The following is a 21,004-nucleotide window of genomic DNA, read 5'->3' as shown; positions in this document are numbered from 1 at the left end:
AGCAGCAGCCAGGCCGCCTGAATCAGCGTGTTGAGGGTGACTTTCTGCTGGCGCGCGAACTCGCCCAGACGCCGCGTCTGCTCAGCGTCGAGCACGCAGAAATGCTCACCGTGGCCGTCGCGCGGTGCATCGCCGCGCTGCGCCTGCAACGCTTGCGCGAGCAAGGTCGGCGCTTGCAGGTCAGCCAGCTGCACGGTCCAGTAACGCTCGCTGGCCTGCACGTCCTGACGCTGCAGCCATTCGATGTAATCGCGATAACGTCCGGCCAGTGGCGGCTGGGCAACCCCGCTGTAGCGTTGCAGGACTTCGCCGAGCAACTGCGAGTTGCTCCAGCCGTCCATCAGGATGTGGTGGTTGGTGTAGATCAAGTGGCAGCGCTGCTCGTCCAGCCGCACCACGACCATGCGCAACAGCGGCCCCTGGCTCAAGTCGAAACCTTGCGCCTGTTCGGCTGCGGCCAGCGCATTCAGATCGCTCTGACAAGCGTCGCGATCACGCCAGTCGAGGACGCGGAACGGCATGTCCAGTTCCTTGTGCACCACCTGCACTGGACGCGCCAGTTCACCCTGCCAGACAAAGCTGCTGCGCAGGATGTCGTGGTTGTCCACTGCTGCTTGCCAGGCTTGCTGGAAGCGTTGCGGATCGAGGCCTTCGACATCGAGCCGGACCTGGTTGATGTAATCGCCGGTGGCCTGCTCGTAGAGGCTGTGGAACAACATGCCCTGCTGCATCGCCGACAGCGGATACACATCGGCGACCTGGCGTGGCGCCAGCGGGAACTGGTCGAGCTGCGCCTGCGTCAGGCCGGCCAGCGGGAAGTCCGACGGGGTCAGGCCTTCGACGCCCGGGGTCAGGCAATGGCCGATCAACGCTGCGAGTTCTGCGGCGTAATCTGCGGCCAGTGCTTCGATCACCGCGCTGTCAAAACGCTCGCGGCTGAACGTCCAGCCCACCCGCAGCTCGCCGCCATACACTTGACCGTTGAGGGTCAACCAGTTGCCCAGCGGCGCCTCCGGGCTCTGATCAAGGCCGGCGTTGTCCGGCGACGGCACGAACAGCGCAGCGTCATCGCCGGCGAAACTGCCGTCGAACTGCCCGAGGTAGTTGAAGGTGATGCGCGGGCTCGGCAAGGCCTGCAGGCGCTGCTGCGCTCCGGCATCACCGAGGTAACGCAAGGCACCGAAACCGATGCCCTTGTTGGGGATCGAGCGCAGTTGTTCCTTGATCTGCTTGATCGACTCGTCAAGCGTGTCTGCCGGCGTCAGGCGCACCGGGAACAGGCTGGTGAACCAGCCCACCGTGCGGGTCAGATCGACGCCGTCGAACAGTGCTTCGCGACCATGGCCTTCGAGCTGGATCAGCGTCGACGCCTGCCCGCTCCAGCGGCCGATGACCCGCGCCAATGCCGTCAGCAACAGATCGTTGACCTGGGTGCGGTACGCCGCCGGGGCCTCTTGCAGCAGTTGCCGGGTCAGCTCGGTGTCGAGGCGGGTTTGTACGGTCTGGGCCAGACGATTGTCCTGGCTGGCGTCAACGCGCTTGCACGGCAGATCGGTGCTCACATCGCTCAGGCAGGCCTGCCAATAATCCAGTTCGGCCTGCAACGCCGGGCTGTTGGCGTAGCGCTGCAAGTGCTCGCCCCAGTCCTTGAAGGCACTGGTCCGGGACGGCAGGCTCAACGGCTGATCGTTGAGCAACTGCTGATAAGCGTTTTGCAGGTCCTCCAGCAGAATCCGCCACGACACGCCGTCCACCGCCAGGTGATGAATCACCAACTGCAACCGCTGCGTGCCATCGGCCAGAGTCGCCAGCACCGCACGCAGCAACGGCCCGTGTTGCAGATCGAGGCTGCGCTGGGCGCGATTACCCAAGGCTTCAAGGGCGGCGGCATCAGCAACGTGTTCCTGCCAAAGCAGGTTCTGTGGCAGCGCTTCGACCGCGCGGTGCTCGGCCTGCCACACGCCATCGTGCTGGGTGAAGCTCAGGCGCAAGGCATCGTGATGGGCCACCAGGGCGCGCAACACTTGCTCGATTTTCTCAGCGTCCAGCGTCTGCCGCGGTTGCAGCAGCACCGACTGGTTCCAGTGATGACGCTGCGGAATGTCGTCGGCGAAAAATTGCTGCTGGATCGGCAGCAGCAACGCTGCACCGCTTGCGGCTTGCTGATCAATGCTCGATTCGTCGCCACCCCACTGCGCGACCAGCGCCAGACGCTGCACGGTCTGGTGCTGGAACAGGTCTTTGGGATTGAGGCGAATGCCGGCCTGACGGGCGCGACTGACCACCTGAATCGAGATAATCGAGTCGCCGCCCAATTCGAAGAAATTGTCGTGGATCCCGACTTGCGACAGCTTCAGTACGTCCTGCCAGATTGCGGCCAGCCCCTGCTCCATCGCGCTTTGCGGCGCCTGATAGGCCTGCTGCGCCTGGCTGGCGTCCGGTGACGGCAAGGCGTTGCGGTTGAGTTTGCCGTTGGCGGTCAACGGCAATTGCGCCAGCAGCAACAGGTGCGCCGGGACCATGTGGTCCGGCAGATTGGCCTTGAGTTCGGCGCGCACGCTGTCACGCCACAGCGCCTGTTCGGCCGGGCTTGCGTCGAGCAGCGCGGCGTCGCCTGGCACCAGATACGCCACCAGTTGCTGGCCGCTGAGCCCCGGTTGCGCCAGCACCACGGCCTGGCGCACCGCAGCCTGTTCCAGCAGTTGCGCTTCGATCTCGCCAAGTTCGATACGGAAACCGCGAATCTTCACCTGATGGTCGATCCGGCCGATGTACTCGATCACGCCGTCGGCGCGGTAGCGCGCCAGGTCACCGGTACGGTACAGACGCCCGCCATCGGCGGCGAACGGGTCGGGAATAAAGCGCAGGCTGGTCAGGTCCGCGCGGTTCAGGTAACCGCGAGCCAGGCCGGCACGACCGACGTACAGCTCACCGATGCAACCTTTGGCGACCGGGTTCAGATCTCCGTCGAGCAAGTACCAGGACAGGTCGGGAATCGGCTCGCCGATCGGGCTGCTGGCGTCACGCTGCAAGTCGGCCAGCGTAATCGGCCGGTAGGTCACGTGCACGGTGGTTTCGGTGATGCCGTACATGTTGATCAGTTGCGGTGCCTGATCGCCGAAACGCTCGAACCACGGACGCAGGCTCTTGACCTCCAGCGCCTCGCCGCCGAACACCACGTAACGCAGCGCCAGTGCTTGCGCCGCGTGCTCCGGGGCGCAGGCCACTTGCATCAATTGCTTGAACGCCGACGGCGTCTGGTTGAGCACGGTGATGCCTTCGCGGCAAAGCAAGGCGAAGAAATCTTCCGGTGAGCGGCTGACCTCGTAAGGCACCACCAGCAGTTTGCCGCCGTACAGCAGCGCCCCGAAAATCTCCCACACCGAGAAATCGAAAGCGTAGGAATGGAACAGGCTCCAGACATCCGTGGCGCCGAAACCGAACCACGCATCAGTGGCCTCGAACAGGCGCAGCACGTTGCGATGGGCCAGCAACGTGCCCTTCGGTTGACCGGTAGAACCGGAGGTGTAGATCACGTAAGCCAGGTTATCCGGGCTCATGCGTACTTGCGGATTGCTGTCGCTGTAGCCTTCCAGACCGTCGCGTTCCTGATCGAGCATCAGGCTGCGCAGCGAATCGGGTACTGGCAGACGTCCCAGCAGATGACTCTGGGTCAGCAGCAAGGCGATGCCGCTGTCGCCGATCATGTAGCTCAGGCGTTCTTCCGGGTAGGTCGGATCCAGCGGCACATAGGCGCCGCCGGCCTTGAGAATCGCCAGCAGGCCGACCAGCATGTCGAGGCTGCGCCCCACCGCCAGACCGACGCGCACGTCCGGGCCGACACCGCTGGCAATCAGCTTGTGGGCCAACTGGTTGGCGCGGCTGTTCAGCTCGCCGTAGCTCAGGGACTGCCCGGCACAGCTCACGGCAATCGCTTGCGGGGCGCGGGCGGCGTGTTGTTCGATGCGTTGATGCAGGCACTGCTCGCTCGGGAAATCGCGGATGGCCGGGTTCCACTGCTGCAAGGTCGCCGCGTGTTCGGCGGCGTCATGCAGCGGCAGTTCGGCAATGCGCTGAGCGCAGTCGGCGACGATGCCTTGCAGCAGACGGGTCCAGTGTTGCGCCAGGCGTTCGATGGTCTCGACGTCGAACAGGTCGGTGGCATAGGTCAGCTCGGCCCAGACGTTGTCGCTCGATTCAAAGGTGTTCAGGGTCAGGTCGAACTGCGCGGTACTGGACGCCCAGGACAAGCCTTCAATCGCCAGCTTTGGCAGACGTGTGGCGCCCTGCGCCTGACGCACCTGGCTCTGGTGGTTGTGCATCACCTGGAACAGCGGGCTGTGGCTAAGGCTGCGCTCCGGTTGCAGCGCATCGACCAGTTGTTCAAACGGCAGATCCTGATGCGCTTGCGCACCCAGCACCGTATTTTTCACTTGCTGCAGCAGGCTGCGGAACGTCTGCTGACTGTCGAACTCGGCCTTCAGTACCTGGGTGTTGACGAAGAAGCCGATCAGGCCTTCGGTCTCGACCCGGTTGCGGTTGGCCACCGGCACCCCGACGCGGATATCGGCCTGACCGCTGTAGCGATGCAGCAAGGTCTGGAATGACGCCAACAACAGCGCAAACAGCGTAACGTTCTCGCGCTGCGCCAGTTGCTTGAGCGCGGTGGCCAGTTCGCGGCTCAGCGGGATATCGCGACGGGCGCCACGATAGCTCTGCTCGGCTGGACGCGGACGGTCGATCGGCAACTCCAGCAGCGGTTGATCGCCAGCGCCGAGTTGTGCGGTCCAGTAGCTCAATTGACGCTCGCGTTCACCGGCGTCCATCCACTGTTTCTGCCACACGGCGTAGTCGGCGTATTGCACCGGCAGCGCCGGCAATTGCACGCGCTGGCCCTGGCTGTGGGCGGCATACAACGCCACCAGCTCATCGACCATGACATTCATCGACCAGCCATCGGCAACGATGTGATGCAGGGTGATGACCAGCGAGTGGTCATCGGCGGCCAGGCGCAGCAGTTTGACCCGCAACAACGGGCCTTGCTGCAGATTGAACAGGTGCAGGGTTTCGGCGGCGACCAGCGCTTGCAGCGCCGCCTCGTCGAGATCCGCCGCCACGTCCTGCACCTGCATATCGAGCGTGCCGTGAGCCTGGATCACTTGCAGGGTCTGGCCCTGCTGTTCGACAAAGCAGGTGCGCAGCGATTCGTGGCGTTCAATCAGAGCGTCGAAGCTGCGCTGCAACGCCGGCAGATCCAGCTCACCGCGCAGACGCAACGCCGCCGGCACGTGATAAGCGGTGCTGGTCGGTTGCAGTTGCCAGAGGAACCATTGACGTTCCTGGGCATAGGACAGCGCCAGCGGTTGCTGGCGGGGCAAGGCAACAATCGGCGGCTCCCGATGCGCCTGATCGACACCCAGCGCGGCGACAAAATCTTCCAGCGTGCTGTGTTCGAACAACGTGCGCAGCGGTACCTGCACGTTCAGCGCCTGACGGACGCGCGAGACCACTTGCGTGACCAGCAACGAGTGCCCGCCCAGTTCGAAGAAGTTGTCGCTCAAGCCCACGCGATCAAGCTTGAGTACCGCTTGCCAGATCTCGGCGACGCTGTGTTGAGTGGCGGTTTGCGGGGCGATGTAAGTCGATTGCAGTTGGCTGGCGTCAGGTGCTGGCAAGGCTTTGCGGTCGACTTTGCCGTTCGGCGTCAGTGGCAGTTGCGCGAGGAACAACAGGTGCGCCGGCACCATGTATTCCGGCAGTTCGGCCTTGAGGCTGGCTTTCAATGCAGCACGCAGTTCGCCTTCATCAATATTGTCGGCGGTCGGCACCACATAGCCGACCAGTTGCGGGCCGGTCGGGCCGTCCTGAGCGACTACGACGGTTTCGCGCACGCTACCGAGGGCGAGCAAACGCGCTTCGATCTCACCGAGTTCAATCCGGAAACCACGGATTTTCACCTGATGGTCAATCCGCCCGATGTACTCGATCACGCCTTCGGCGCGGTAACGGGTCAGGTCGCCGGTGCGGTACAGACGCGCGCCGGTTTTCGAAAAGGGATCCGGGACAAAGCGTTCGGCGGTCAGGCTCGGGCGCTGGAAGTAACCACGAGCGAGGCCGTCGCCGCCGATCAGCAGTTCCCCCGGGGCGCCGAGCGGATTGAGCTCAAGGTCGCTGCCGAGGATGTACAACGCGGTGTTGTCGATCGGTGTGCCGAGGAATGGACGGCTGTTGTCCGCACTCAAGGCATGCTGCGCCGACCAGATAGTGGTTTCGGTCGGGCCGTAGAGGTTCCACACCCTCGGCGTCAGTGCGAGCATGCGTTGCGCCAGTTCCTGCGGCAGCGCTTCACCGCCACAGAGGAACGTGCGGCCCGAAAGGATGGGCGCCTGTTGGTTGTCCAGCAGCATGCGCCAGGTCGAGGGCGTGGCTTGCAGCGTCGTCACGGCATGACGCCCGATCAGTTCGAGCACCGCTTGCGGGTCTTGATGCACGTCCTTGCCGGTCAGCACCACACAGGCGCCGGCCAGCAATGGAGCGTAGATTTCCAGGCCGAAAATATCGAACGAGAAGGTGGTCAGCGACAGCATGCGATCCGTGGCCACGATGCCCGGCTGCTCGATCATGCTCGCGACAAAGTTGCTCAGCGCCGCGTGGCGCACCATCACGCCTTTCGGTTTGCCGGTGGAACCGGAGGTGTAGATCGTGTAGGCCAAGTGCTCGCCATTGACTGCAACGTCCGGCGCGCTCTGTGGATAAGCCGCCAGCCACTCGCGCGGTTGATCCAGCAGCAGCGTTTGCACGCCCGGCGGGATCGGCAACTGCGCCTGCAAATGGCTTTGGGTCAGCAGCAATGGCAGGCCGCTGTCCTCGATCATGTAGGCCAGGCGATCCTGTGGATACGCAGGGTCCAGCGGCACATAAGCGCCGCCGGCCTTGAGGATCGCCAGCAGGCCGACGAGCATTTCCACGCTGCGCTCGACGGCGATACCGACCAATTGATCCGGGCCGACACCGGCCTCGATCAGCTTGTGCGCCAGTTGACTGGAGCGGGCATCCAGCTCGGCGTAGCTCAGCACGTGTTCGCCGATGATCAGTGCAGTGGCTTGCGGCGTTTGCTGCGCACGTCGGGAGAAATCCTGCTGCACGCATTCGGCTTGCGTGCTGCGGTCAGCGATGCGCAGCCAATCCTGCAACAGCACGCCGTGTTCGGCGCTTTCCAGCAACGGCAATTCGCCGACCCGCTGGCTCGGTGCGGCGACGATGCCGCGCAGCAAGTTCTGCCAGTGACGCGCCAGGCGCTCGACGGTTTCAGCTTTGAACAGATCAGTGGCGTAGATCAGCTCGGCGGCAAAGCCGTCGCTGGACTCGTAGGTATTCAGCGTCAGATCGAACTGCGCGGTGCGCCCTTCCCACTGCACATCCTCGACACTCAGTTGCGGCAACTGCGCCGCGCTGCGGCCTTGGTCTCGGCTGGTCTGGTGGTTGAACATCACCTGGAACACCGGGCTGTGGCTCAGGCTGCGCTCCGGTTGCAAGGCTTCGATCAGTTGCTCGAACGGCAGATCCTGATGCGCCTGCGCAGCCATCGCCGCCTGCTTGACCTGAGCCAGCAACTGGTTGAACGGCAACTGCCCGCTGACCTCGGCATTCAGCACTTGCGTGTTGACGAAGAAGCCGATCAGGCCTTCGGTCTCGACCCGGTTACGGTTGGCGGTCGGCACCCCGACGCGAATCTGCGCCTGACCGCTGTAGCGATGCAGCAGCGCCTGAAACGACGCCAGCAGCAGCATGAACAGGCTCGCACCTTCGCGCTGCGCCAGCTGTTTGAGGGCATTACCGAGGTCTGCCGGCAGGTTCAGTTCCAGCCGCGCACCGTGCAGGCTTTGCACGGCCGGACGCGGGAAATCGATCGGCAGTTCCAGCACCGGCTGCTCGCCGCCCAGGGTCTTGACCCAGTAGGCCAACTGGCGCTCACGCTCGCCCGCTTCCAGCCAGTGGCGCTGCCAGATCGCGTAGTCGGCGTACTGTATTTCCAGTTCCGGCAGGCTCAGCGGCTGCCCGGCGGTGTCGGCGGCGTAATGCTGGATCAGCTCGTTGACCAGGACTTTGATCGACCAGCCATCGGCGATGATGTGGTGCTGGATCAGCACCAGCACATGGTCGTCTTCCGCCACTTTCAGCAGCGCCACCCGCAGCAGCGGGTCCTGCTGCAAATTGAACGGGCGTGCGGTTTCGCTCTCGACGAAGGCCTTGATCGCGGCATCTTCACCGGCGGCGTCGAGGCCCTCCGGCAATGGCGTCAGGCTGATGCTCAGCGGCAGCGGCGGATGAATCACCTGGCAAAAGCTTTCACCCTGTTCGGCAAAAGTGGTGCGCAGGCTTTCATGGCGCGCCGCCACTGCGTTGAAGCTGCGCTCCAGCGCTGCCACATCCAGCCGGCCCTTGAGGCGCAGGGCGCTGGGGATGTGATACGCGGTGCTGTGCGGGTCCATTTGCCAGAGGAACAGTTGACGTTCCTGAGCATACGACAGAGGAATCGCCGCAAACCCGGAACGTGTTTCCGGGATCGGCAGGTTGGCCGGAGAGACACCCTCTTCGAGCATCTTTTCCAGGTACAGCTTACGTTTGTCCAGCGGCAGAGTGATAAAGCGCTTGGCTACCCTCAAAGCAACACTCTTGTCCATCAGACTTCCTCCATATCGTCAAGCAGGGCTTCCAGCTTGCTCAGTTTCTGTTCGTTGATTGCCCCGCCTCCTGTATCGAGTCGAGCGACAAAATCGCTCAGGACGGGGTGCTGGAATAACAGTTGCGGGGTCAGCGTCAGGCCCAGTTCCAGGGCCATGCGCGACACCACGTTGACCGCCAGCAGCGAGTGCCCGCCGAGTTCGAAGAAGTGATCGTTCAGACCGATGCGTTGCACTTCGAGCACTTGCTGCCAGATCGCCGCGACCTGTTGCTCAAGCTCACTGTGCGGCGCGACATAGGCGGCCTGCATCTGGCTGGCATCGACCGCCGGCAGGGCCTTGCGGTCGAGTTTGCCGTTGGGGGTCAGTGGCAACTGCTCAAGGAACAGCAGGTGCGCGGGAATCATGTAGTCAGGTAACGAAGACTTGAGGCCAGTCTTTAGTCCCTCGCGCAGTTGCCGCTGCGCGTCGCCGTCGTGCATGTTCAATTGCGGGGCAACCACATACGCCACCAGTTGCGCACCGCTGTCGCTGTCGACGGCCAGCACCGCCGCTTCGCTGACCGTCGGCTGGGCGAGCAATCGCGCCTCGATTTCCCCCAGTTCGATGCGGAATCCACGAATTTTCACCTGATGGTCGATCCGGCCCATGTACTCCAGCTCGCCCTCCTCGCGCTGACGAATCAGGTCGCCGGTGCGGTACAGGCGCTCGCCGTTGCCGCCGAAAGGATTCGGCACGAAGCGCTCGGCGGTCATCGCCGCACGCCCCAGATAACCGCGCGTGATGCCGGCGCCGGACAGGAACAGCTCCGCCGAAACGCCCTGCGGCACCGCGTGCAGATCGGCATCCAGCAGATGGCTGGCGCTGTGATCAAGGGCACGCCCAATCCGCGCCTGACCGCCAGCGCTGCGGCGGGTCCAGGTCGAATAGGTGGTGTCTTCCGACGGGCCGTACAGGTCGTAGACGTGCTCGACGGTTGACTGCTGATACAGCGCCTCCACCAGCGCTTGTTTCAGCGGTTCACCCGCCAGATTGATGATGCGCACACTTGGCGGAATCTGCCCCGCGCGGTGCAGTGCGGCAATCGCCGACGGCACAGTGTTGATCAGGCGCACCTGATCGCGGGCCGGCAGGTGCGGCAGCTCCAAGGCATTACGGGCGATGATCAGCGAACCGCCGTTGGCGAGAGTGACAAACAGCTCCCAGACCGACAGGTCGAAGCACACCGACGTCGAGGCCAGTACGCCTTGAATGTCCTCGCGGCGGTAGACCTTGGCCGACCAGTCGATCAACGCCATGACGTTACGGTGGGCAATTGCTACGCCTTTCGGTTTGCCGGTGGAGCCGGAGGTGTAGATTACGTAGGCGAGGTTGTCCGGTTGCACCGCAGTCTGTGGCGCAACAGTCGAATAACCGCTCAACGAAACCTGATCCATCAGCAGCACTTGCGTATCGCCCGGCACGCTCAGGGTCGAGGCAACCGCCTGTTCGGTCAGCAACACCCGCGCCCGGCTGTCCTCCAGCATGTAGGCAACGCGATCCGCCGGGTAATCCGGGTCCAGCGGCACATACGCACCGCCAGACTTGAGCACCGCGAGCAAGGCGACCAGCAACTGCTCGGAACGCGGCATCGCCACGCCCACGCGCACTTCCGGGCCGACGCCCAACTCAAGCAGTTTGTGCGCCAGACGATTGGCCTGCGCGTCCAGCTCGGCATAGGTTAGTTGCGTATGGGCGAAGGTCACCGCCAAGGCATCCGGGGTCGCCGCCACTTGATGGGCGATGGCTTGATGGATGCACCGCTCGGTAACGAAATCGCCGTTCACCGGCGGGCGGTGTTCGATCAGGTTCAGTTCGCTGAGCGAACGCTCACCGGCATCCGCCATCTGGCTCAGCAGACGCTGCAAATGCGCGCCCAACTGCGCCACGCTGGCTGCCGCGAAGCTGTCGTGCTGATAACTGAAATGCACCGACAGTTGCGCGCCCATGTTCACCAGCAGGGTCAGCGGATAGTTGGTCTGTTCCTGATTGGCCACCGCGCCGAAGCGCAGACCTTGCGGCGCACCGCGTTCCAGCGCCTCGCCAATCGGGTAGTTCTCGAACACCATCAGGCTGTCGAACAGCGCGTCGCCGCCCTGCCCGGCCCAGCGCTGAATGTCCGCCAGCGGCGTGTGTTCGAACTCGCGTGAGGCGAGGTTCTGCGCCTGCACCGCTTGCAGCCAGGCGATCACGCTCTGCTGCGCGGACGGCGCAGCGATCACCGGCAGCGTGTTGATGAACAGGCCGATCTGCGCTTCGGCACCCGGCAGGTCCGCCGGGCGCCCGGCGACGGTGGCGCCGAACGCCACGCAATCCTTGCCGGTGTAGCGCTGCAACAGCAGCAGCCACGCCGCTTGCACCACGGTGTTGACGGTGACTTTCGCGGCCCGGGCAAACTCGCCCAGGCGCTGGCTCAGCTCAGCGTCGAGCACCTGGTAATGATCGCCGTAACCCACGCTCGGCAAACCGGCCTGCGGCCGTGCGATGGCATTGGCCAGGCGCGTCGGTTCCTGCAGATTGCCCAGCGTCGCCCGCCAGTAAGCTTCAGCCGCCGCGCCATCCTGACGTTGCAGCCAGGCGATGTAATCGCGGTAGCGACCCGCGCCACGGGCGACCGCTTCGCCGCTGTAGTGCTGCAACACTTCGCCGAGCAACTGCGCGCTGCTCCAGCCGTCCATCAGGATGTGATGGTTGGTGTAGATCAGGTGATAACGCTCGGCTGCAGTGCGCACCAGCACCAGACGCATCAGCGGTGCGCAGCTCAGGTCCAGACCCAGTGCGCGCTCCTCATCGGCGAGGGTTTGCAGCGCTGCCTCCAGATCAGTCCTGCCGTGCCAGTCGAGTACGCTGAACGGCACCTCGACCTGACGCTGCACCACTTGCACCGGTTGCGGCAGATCGCCTTGCCAGAAGAAGCCGCTGCGCAGGATGTCGTGGGCATCTACCGCCGCCTGCCACGCTGCGCGGAAGCGTTGCGGATCGACACCGTCGACGTCCAGGCGCATCTGGTTGATGTAGTCGCCATTGCCGTGTTCGAGCAAGGTGTGGAACAGCATGCCCTGCTGCATCGGCGACAGCGGATAGATGTCGTCGATGCCTTGCGGCTCCAGTACCAGCGCGTCAAGTTGCGCTTGCGACAGTTGCGCCAACGGGAAGTCCGACGGCGTCACACCACGGTTGGCAGTGTCGCAGCAGTGGCTGATCAGCGCGGTCAGTTCCTGCACATAGTCGTCGGCCAGACGCTGAATGGTGGCGGTGTCGAACATCGCGCCGCTGTAGGTCCAGCTCAGGTCCAGCTCACCGCCGAACACCTTGCTGTTGAGCGCCAGCGGATTGCCCAGCGGCCCTTGCAGGTTGACCTCGGCGCCGCCGGACTCGCTGGTCGGCACGAACAGAGCGTCGCTGGCGGCATCGAAGCTACCGTCGAACTGGCCAAGATAGTTGAAGGTCAGGCGCGGCGCCGGCAAGGCTTGCAGGGCGGTACGTGTCGGCTCATCACCGAGGTGCGCGAGTGCGCCGAAGCCGATGCCCTTGTGGGGGATCGCCCGCAGCTGTTCCTTGATCTGCTTGAGCGACGCGCCGAGTTCGGCGGCCGGTGCCAGGCGTGCCGGGAATACGCTGGTGAACCAGCCCACGGTGCGGGTCAGATCGATGTGTTCGAACAGGTCTTCGCGACCATGGCCCTCAAGCAATACCAGTGCATTGTCGTCCCCGGTCCAGCGCACCAGCACCCGCGCCAGCGCGGTCAGCAACAGGTCGTTGACCTGGGTGCGATAGGCTGCCGGAGCTTCCTGCAACAGCTGACGGGTCAGGGTCTGATCGAGTTTGCGGCGCAGGGTCAGCGCCTGATCGTGTTGCTGACCACCCTGCGGACGGTCGTAAGGCAACGCCGCCGAAGCGCCCTGCAACTGCTGCTGCCAGAAGCCCAGTTCGGCCTGCAATGCAGGCGTTGTGGCGTAGTCCTGCAACGCCGCCGCCCAGGCTTTGAGCCCACTGGTCTTGGCCGGCAACTGCACAGCGTGACCGGCGAGAATCTGCCGGTAAGCATGTTGCAAATCTTCGAACAGAATCCGCCACGACACGCCATCGACCACCAGGTGATGGACAATCAGCAGCAGGCGCTGACTGCCATCAGCCAGGTTCGCCAGCACCGCGCGGATCAGTGAGCCGCCGCTCAGTTGCAGGCTGCGCTGGGCCTTGTTGCCCAGTGCCTCAAGGGCGGCGAGATCAGCGACCTCGACTTGCCAGAGAATGGTTTCCTCCGCTTGCGTGGCAACGTCGCGGTAATGCGCCGACCAACCCGCGGCCTGCTCGACAAACTCCAGACGCAAGCTGTCGTGCTGCACCACCAACGCATCCAGCGCCTGCTCCAGTACCTGAGCATCCAGTGCCTGCGTCGGCTTGAGCATCACCGACTGGTTCCAGTGGTGACGGTCGGGAATCGCTTCGGCGAAGAATGCCTGATGAATCGGCAGCAGCGCGGTTTCGCCGGTTTGCGCATGCTGATCGATGGGCTGCACCGCTTCGCCGGTCTGCGCGACTGTGGCCAGGGCCTGAATGGTCTGGTGCTGGAACAGGTCTTTGGGGCTGAAGCGAATCCCGGCCTGCCGCGCCCGGCTGACCACTTGAATCGAGATGATCGAGTCGCCACCCAGTTCGAAGAAGTTGTCGCTGACGCCGACCTGCTCAAGCTTGAGCACGTCCTGCCAGATCGCCGCCAGTTGCTGCTCCAGCGCGCTCTGTGGGGCGACATAGGTTGGTTGCAGTTGGCTGACATCCGGTTTCGGCAGGTTCTTGCGATCGAGCTTGCCGTTCGGCGTCAGCGGCATGCGCTCAAGACGCAGGACATACGCCGGCACCATGTGCGCCGGCAGGCTGGCCTTGAGCTGCGCGCGCAGGTGGTCGGTGAAGTCGGCACGGGCCGAATCACCGACCACGTAGGCCACCAGACGCTTGCCACTGCCGGCGCTGCCTTCCTGCGCCACGACCACCGCTTCACGCACGCCGTCGAGGGCTTGCAGCGCCGCTTCGGCTTCGCCCAGTTCGATACGGAACCCGCGAATCTTCACCTGATTGTCGATGCGATCCAGATAGTCAAAGGTGCCGTCGACACGCTGGCGCACCAGGTCGCCGGTGCGATAGAGCAAGCCGCCATTTGCGCTGAACGGATCGGCGACAAAACGCTCGGCGGTCAGCCCCGGACGATTCAGATACCCCCGCGCCAACCCAGTACCACCGAGGTACAACTCACCGGCCATGCCTTGTGGCAGCAGGTTCAGATCGGCGTCGAGCACGTAGGCGCTACGGTCGCCGATCCGGCTGCCGATCGGTGCGTAAGCGGCGCCGCATGGCTCTTCACGGCCAGCCTTCCAGATCAATGGCGTGACCACGGTTTCGGTCGGGCCGTAGCCGTTGATGATGTAGTCCGGATCGAGCGCGCGTTTGACCCGTTCGAAACTGGCGTTTGGCACCGCATCGCCGCCGAAGCAATAGATCCGCACCTTCGGCGGGTTGCCGACACGCTCGGCGTGTTCGGCCAGTTGTTGCAGGTACACCGGCGGGAACGCGACCACGCTCACGCCGTGTTCGATCATCGCGTTGTAGGTCTGCTCCGGTGTCCACAGCGTGTCGTCGCGAATCAGCAGCGAAGCCCCGTGGGTCAGGCTGGTCAGCCAGCGTTCGTGGGCACCGTCGAAGGCGAACGACATGAAGTGGAATTCGCAGTCACTGTCGCGCATTTCGTAGCGCTGACCAATGGCCTGGCAATGCATCGCCAATGGGCCGTGAGCAACGCTGACGCCTTTCGGATTGCCGGTGGAACCGGAGGTGTAGATCACGTACGCGAGGTTATGCGGATCGACTGCGACCTGTGGCGCCGTGCTCGGCAACTCGCGCAGGTCGAGACGATCCAGCTCCAGCAACGGCACCGATTCGCCGACCGGCAATTGCGCCGACACCGACGAGTCGCTGATCAGCAGCGCCAGCCCTGAATCCTCGATCAGATAGGCCAGGCGTTCACGCGGGTAACTGGTGTCCAGCGGCACATACGCACCGCCGGCCTTGAGCACCGCCAGCAGCGCGACGATCACCGCCTCGCTGCGCGGCAGGGCCACGCCGACCCGGGTCTCGGCGCCAACACCACGGGCGATCAGCGCGTGAGCCAGTTGATTGGCACGCTGCTCGATCTCGCCATAACTGAAGTGCTGACCGTTGAAGATCACTGCGGTGCGCTGCGGGCGCTCGACCGCCAGCGCGGCAATGCGCTGATGCACAGCGGTGTCCAGCGGGTACGGCTGCGGCTGGTTTTCGGCTTGCTGGCGGGCATGCTCTTGCGCGCTGGCCAGAGCGATTTCACCAAGGTTGCGCTCGGCCGACAGCGCAAATTGCTCAAGCAACTGCAGCAGGTGGGCACTGATGCCTTCGATCACCTCACCGGCAAACTGGCTGCGGTCGAAGCTGTAGTGCAGCGCCAGTTGTTGACCGAGGGTGACCGCCACGCTCAGGGCGTAATGGGTTTGCTCCAGGTTGCCGACCTCACCGAATGTCAGGCCTTGCCCGGCCTGACTCAGCGCCTGGACGACCGGGTAGTTTTCGAACACCAGAATGTTGTCGAACAGCGCTTCCCCGCCCTGCCCGGCCCAGCGCTGGATATCCGCCAGCGGCGTATGTTCGAAGTCGCGCAGGCTGAGGTTTTGTGCCTGCACCGCTTGCAGCCATTGGCCAACGCTGTGGTCCGGACGCGGCGCGCCGATCACCGGCAGGGTGTTGATGAACAGGCCGACCTGCTGCTCAATGCCCGGCAAATCCGCCGGACGCCCGGCCACGGTCGCTCCAAATGCCACCGCTTCGTGACCGGTGTAGCGTTGCAGCAACAGCAGCCACGCAGCTTGCACCAGGGTGTTGACGGTGACTTTCTGCTGCCGGGCAAACGCTTCCAGCGCCTGGGTGCGCGTCACGTCCAGCGTCAGATAATGGTCGCCGTGGCCGCTGGCGCGCTCGCCGCCGGTAGCGGCGCGGGCCAGTCGGGTCGGCTCTTGCAGCGCAGCCAACTGGGCGCTCCAGAAGTCCTGACTGAGCTTGCCGTCCTGACGTTGCAGCCAAGCGATGTAATCGCGATAACGTCCGCCGCCATGGGCCGGGGTGCGACCGCTGTAGCGCTGCAACACTTCGCCGAGTAACTGCGAGTTGCTCCAGCCGTCCATCAGGATGTGGTGATGGGTGTAGATCAGGTGCCATTGCTCGGCAGCGGTCTGCACCAGCACCAGACGCAGCAACGGAGCATGGCTCAAATCAAACCCTTGCTGACGCTCGGCATCGGCCAGCGCCGCAAGGTCTGCCGGCTGATCGTCGCGCTCGCGCCAGTCAAGAATGCTGAATGGCAACTGCACCTGTTTGTGCACGATCTGCAGCGGTTGCGTCAGTTCGCCCTGCCAGACGAAACCGCTGCGCAGAATGTCCTGCGCAGCGACAGTGGCCTGCCATGCAGCGCGGAAGCGCTCAGGGTCAAGACCTTGCACATCCACGCGCAACTGGTTGATGTACTCCCCCGCCGCTTGCTCGTAGAGGGTGTGGAACAGCAACCCCTGCTGCATCGGCGACAGCGGATAGACATCATCGAGCTGGCCGGCCGGCACCGGCAGCGCATCCAGTTGCGCCTGGGTCACCCGAGCCAGCGGGAAGTCCGACGGCGTCGCTTGCGCAATGGGTAGCGTGCAGCAGTGTTCGATCAGCGCCTGCAATTCGCTGGCGTATTGATCGACCAAGTGCTGCACCGTGGCGCTGTCGAACATCTCGCGGCTGAAGCCCCAGCTCATCGACAATTCGCCGCCATACACCTGACCTTCCACGGTCAGCCAGTTGCCCAGAGGCGCCGACGGATCCTGCGCCACGCCGCTGGTTTCAACAGCCGGCACGAACAGCGCCGCCTCGTCGAACTGACGGTCGAACTGGCCCAGATAATTGAAGGTGATACGCGGTTGCGGCAACCCGGCCAATTCAGCACGCACCGACGGCGCGGCCAGATGCCGTAGCACGCCGTAACCTAGCCCCTTGTCCGGCACCGCGCGCAGTTGCTCCTTGATCGCCTTGATCGAACCGTCGAGATCCTCGCTCGCAGTCAGGTTGACCGCGAACAGGCTGGTGAACCAGCCCACGGTGCGGGTCAGGTCGACGTCATCGAACAGGTCTTCGCGGCCATGCCCTTCCAGTTCGACCAGCGCGCCCGGCTGCTGGCTCCAGCGACTGATGGTGCGCGCCAGTGCAGTAAGCAACAGATCGTTGACCTGGGTGCGATACGCGGCCGGCGCCTGTTGCAGCAACTGGCGGGTGCGCTCGGCGTCGAGGCGCCATTCGATTTTCTCGCCATGCAAATTTTGCAGGCTGCCATCCGGGCGGTCGCACGGCAGATCCTTGGCGCCCTGATGCTGGGCTTTCCAATAACCCAATTGTTCATCGAAGCGCGACGCGTCCTGCGCCAGACGCGCGGTCCAACTCTGGAAGGCGCTGGTCTTGGCCGGCAACTGAATGCCGCCACCCGCCGCCAGTTGCTCGTAAGCCTGCTGCAAATCTTCCAGCAGCACCCGCCAGGAAACGCCATCGACCGCGAGGTGATGAATGATCAGTGCCAGTCGTTGCGAGCCGTCGGCCATCGTCACCAACAACGCGCGCAACAGCGGGCCGTTTTGCAGGTCGAGGCTGCGCTGAGCTTGGTTGCACAGTGCCTGCAACTGTTCGGCAGATTCGGCATCGCGTTGCCACAGCTCGGCTCCGGTCAGCAGCGGGCCGTGGCTTTGTTGCCAGCCTTCGCTGCTTTCGACAAAACGCAGGCGCAAGGCATCGTGGTGATTGATCAGCTGCGTCAGCGCAACATCGAGCCATTGCGCGTTCAATGCCTCACGCGGGGTCAGCAGCAACGACTGGTTCCAATGCTCGCGCACCGGCATCGCGCGGTTGAAGAAATCCTGCTGGATCGGCCCGAGTACGGCATCGCCGCTCACCGGTCCCTGATCCACCGAGGACAGATGATCGTGGCTCGCGACCAGCGCCAGACTGCGCACGGTCTGGTACTGGAACAGGTCACGCGGGCTGATACGGATCCCGGCCTGCCGCGCGCGGCTGACCACTTGAATCGAGATGATCGAATCGCCGCCCAGCTCGAAGAAATTGTCTTCGAGGCCAACACGTTCAAGGCCGAGCACAGCTTCCCAGATCGCCGCGAGGGCTTTTTGCATTGCATCCTGCGGTGCCACGAACACCTGTTGCGGTGCGGCATCCGGTTGCGGCAAGGCCTTGCGGTCGAGTTTGCCGTTGGCGGTGACCGGCAATTTGTCGAGGGTGATCAGGTAGGTCGGCACCATGAATTCCGGCAGGCTGCCGAGCAGCCACGCCTTGACCTCTTGCTGCCACTGTTCGTCCGCTTGCGCCTGTTCCAGCACAAGGTAAGCCACCAGATGCTTGCCGCCCTGCACCAGCACCACCGCCTCACGCACCCGCGAGTGCTGCATCAGGCGGGTCTCGATTTCACCCAGCTCGATGCGCAGGCCGCGCAACTTCACCTGATGGTCGAGACGACCGAGGTATTCGATCACCCCGTCGGCGCGCTGCCGCACACGGTCGCCGGTGCGGTACAGGCGCGCGCCGTCATGGAACGGGCACGGCACAAAACGTTCGGCCGTCAGCGCCGGACGCTGGTGATAACTGCGCGCCAGCCCGGCGCCACCCAGATACAGTTCACCGGCGACACCGCTCGGCACCGGCAGCAATTCGGCATCGAGGACATGGGTGCGCAGGTTGGCGATCGGCCGGCCGATCGGGACGCTGTCGGCGCCTTCATCGACACAGGTCCAGTGGGTGACGTCGATGGCCGCTTCGGTCGGGCCATACAAGTTGTAGAGGTTGGCGTTCGGCAGCTTGGCGAAGACTTGCAGCTGCGCATCCAGCGGCAACGCTTCACCGCTGCAGACAATCCGCTTGAGACTGCTGCAGCTTTCCACGCCCGGTTCGTGGATGAACGCCTGCAACATCGACGGCACGAAGTGCAGCGTGCTGATGCCGTGGCGGTTGATGCTATCGATCAGTTGCAGCGGATCACGGTGCGCGCCCGGCGCGGCCACCACAAGGCGCGCGCCGGTCAGCAGCGGCCAGAAGAACTCCCACACCGACACGTCGAAGCTGAACGGGGTTTTCTGCAGCACCGAATCACGGGCGTCCAGCGCATAGGCTTGCTGCATCCAGCACAAACGGTTGACCAGCGCCGCGTGGCTGTTGCCGGCGCCCTTCGGCTTGCCGGTGGAACCCGAGGTGTAAATCACATACGCCAGATTCAGCGGATCGACACTGATGTCGGGACGGCTGGCACTGTAGCGGTCGAGCAGCCCCGGCTGATCCACGGTGATGACGTTCACGCCGTCAGTCGGCAGCGTTGCCAGCAGCGCTTCTTGCGTCAGCAGCAACGTAATGCCGCTGTCCTCGATCATGTAGGCCAGACGCTCCTGCGGGTACTCCGGATCGAGCGGCACGTAAGCGCCGCCAGCCTTGAGAATCGCCAGCAGCGCGACGACCATTTCCACCGAACGCAGGGCGCACACGCCAACCAGACTGTCCGCCTGCACACTTTGTTCGCGCAGCAGATGCGCCAGGCGATTGGCCCGGGCATCCAGTTCGGCGTAACTCAGGGTCTGTTCGCCGAACAGCAGTGCCGGTGCCTGCGGCGTACGCGCGACCTGCGCTTCGATCAACTGGTGAATCGGCGTGTCGCTCGGGTACTGCGCGTGGACGTTGTTCCAGTCGTGCACCAGCGTGCGCTGCTCGTCAGCCTCCAACAGCGGCAATTCACCGATGCGCTGCGACGGATCAGCGACCATCGCCGTCAGCAGGCGCAACCAGTGCCGCGCCATGCGCTCGATGGTCGGTGCAGCGAACAGGTCGCTGGCGTAGGTCAGCGCGGCGTGCAGCTTGCCGCCCTGCTCCCAGGTGTCCAGCGTCAGGTCGAACTGGGTGGTGCGGCTCTGCCAGTCGAGGCTGTCGAGTTGCAGGCCGGATGCGGTGCGGAGGGTGGCGATATCGGCGACGTGCGGCTGGTGGTTGTACATCACCTGGAACAGCGGCGTGTGGCTGAGGCTGCGTTCCAGCTTCAGCGCTTCGACCAGTTGCTCGAACGGCAGATCCTGATGCGCCTGCGCACCCAGCGCAGTTTCCTTGACCGCTCGCAGCAATTCGTCGACCCGAGTCTGGCCGTCGACTTGCGTGCGCAGCACCTGGGTGTTGACGAAGAAGCCGATCAGACCCTCGATCTCGCCGCGATTGCGGTTGGCGATCGGCACGCCGACACGCAGGTCGGTCTGCCCGGTGTAACGGTGCAGCAGCGCATTGAAGGCGCCGAGCAGGAACATGAACACGGTAACCTGATGCTGTTGCGCCGTGCTGCGCAGTTGCTCGGCCAGTTGCCCGTCGACCGCGAATTCGTAACGGGTGCCGCGATAGCTCGGCATCGCCGGGCGCGAATGATCCAGTGGCAATTCCAGCACCGGGTGTTCGTCACCCAGTTGCGCCTGCCAATAGTCGAGCTGGCACGCCTGCTCACCGGCCTCCAGCCAGCGGCGTTGCCACAGCGCATAGTCGCTGTACTGGATCGGCAGTGGCGGCAATTGCGGCGCCTGACCGGCGTCGAACGCGTCGTAGCAACGGATGAACTCGTCGATCAACACGTTCATCGACCAGCCATCGGACACGATGTGGTGCAGGGTCAGCAGCAGCACGTGTTCCTGCTCGGCCAGCTTGAGCAAGGTCACTCGCAGCAACGGGCCGACCGCCAGATCGAATGGCAGCAGCGACTGCTGTTCGGCGGCATCGATCACCGCCTGTTCGCGCTCACTGGCCGACAGAGCGCTGAAGTCTTCCCGGTTAATCAGTAGCGGCGCCGAGGCCGGCACTTGCAGCAGGCTGTCATCGGCCTGACGCTGGAACACTGTGCGCAGGGTTTCGTGACGCTCCACGAGGCTGGCGAAGGCTTGCTCCAGCGCTGTCAGGTTCAGCCGCCCGTTGAGCCGCACCGCACCGGGCAAGTTGTAGGCGCCGCTCTGCGGATCGAGTTGCCACAGGAACCACATACGGCGCTGCGCGTAGGACAGCGCCTGACGATCCTCGGCTTCTATGCCGGCGGGTATCGGGAACCGCGAGAAATCCACGCCCTCCTTGTGCAGGGCCGCGAGGAACATCTGGCGCTTTTCCAGGGGCAACCCGATAAACCGGCGAGCAAGTTTCAAGGAGTCTTCAGCATTCAT

2 protein-coding genes (1 of these 2 cut by a window edge) are annotated in these 21,004 nt (G+C 64.0%); both read right to left on the bottom strand.

The features are described 5' to 3' along the window. Nucleotides 1-8,684, bottom strand: the 5' portion of a protein-coding gene (locus AC193Q_RS02170; protein WP_483879093.1) for a non-ribosomal peptide synthase/polyketide synthase. 6,313 nt of this gene lie to the left of the window's left edge; only the first 8,684 of its 14,997 coding nucleotides appear in the window; the start codon lies at nt 8,682-8,684; the stop codon falls past the left edge of the window. After that, complete coding sequence (locus AC193Q_RS02165; RefSeq protein ID WP_483879092.1) at nt 8,684-21,004, bottom strand: non-ribosomal peptide synthetase; 12,321 nt, start codon at nt 21,002-21,004, stop codon at nt 8,684-8,686. The genes AC193Q_RS02170 and AC193Q_RS02165 overlap by 1 nt, the downstream gene beginning before the upstream one ends.

The sequence above is a fragment of the Pseudomonas sp. F2 genome, assembly GCF_057174385.1.
This window is presented reverse-complemented; position numbering and strand designations above follow the sequence as displayed.

Bases quoted from the DNA above. Each gene is read 5' to 3' on its own strand.
- AC193Q_RS02165 (WP_483879092.1), bottom strand. From the start codon at position 21,004: ATGAATGCTGAAGACTCCTTGAAACTTGCTCGCCGGTTTATCGGGTTG.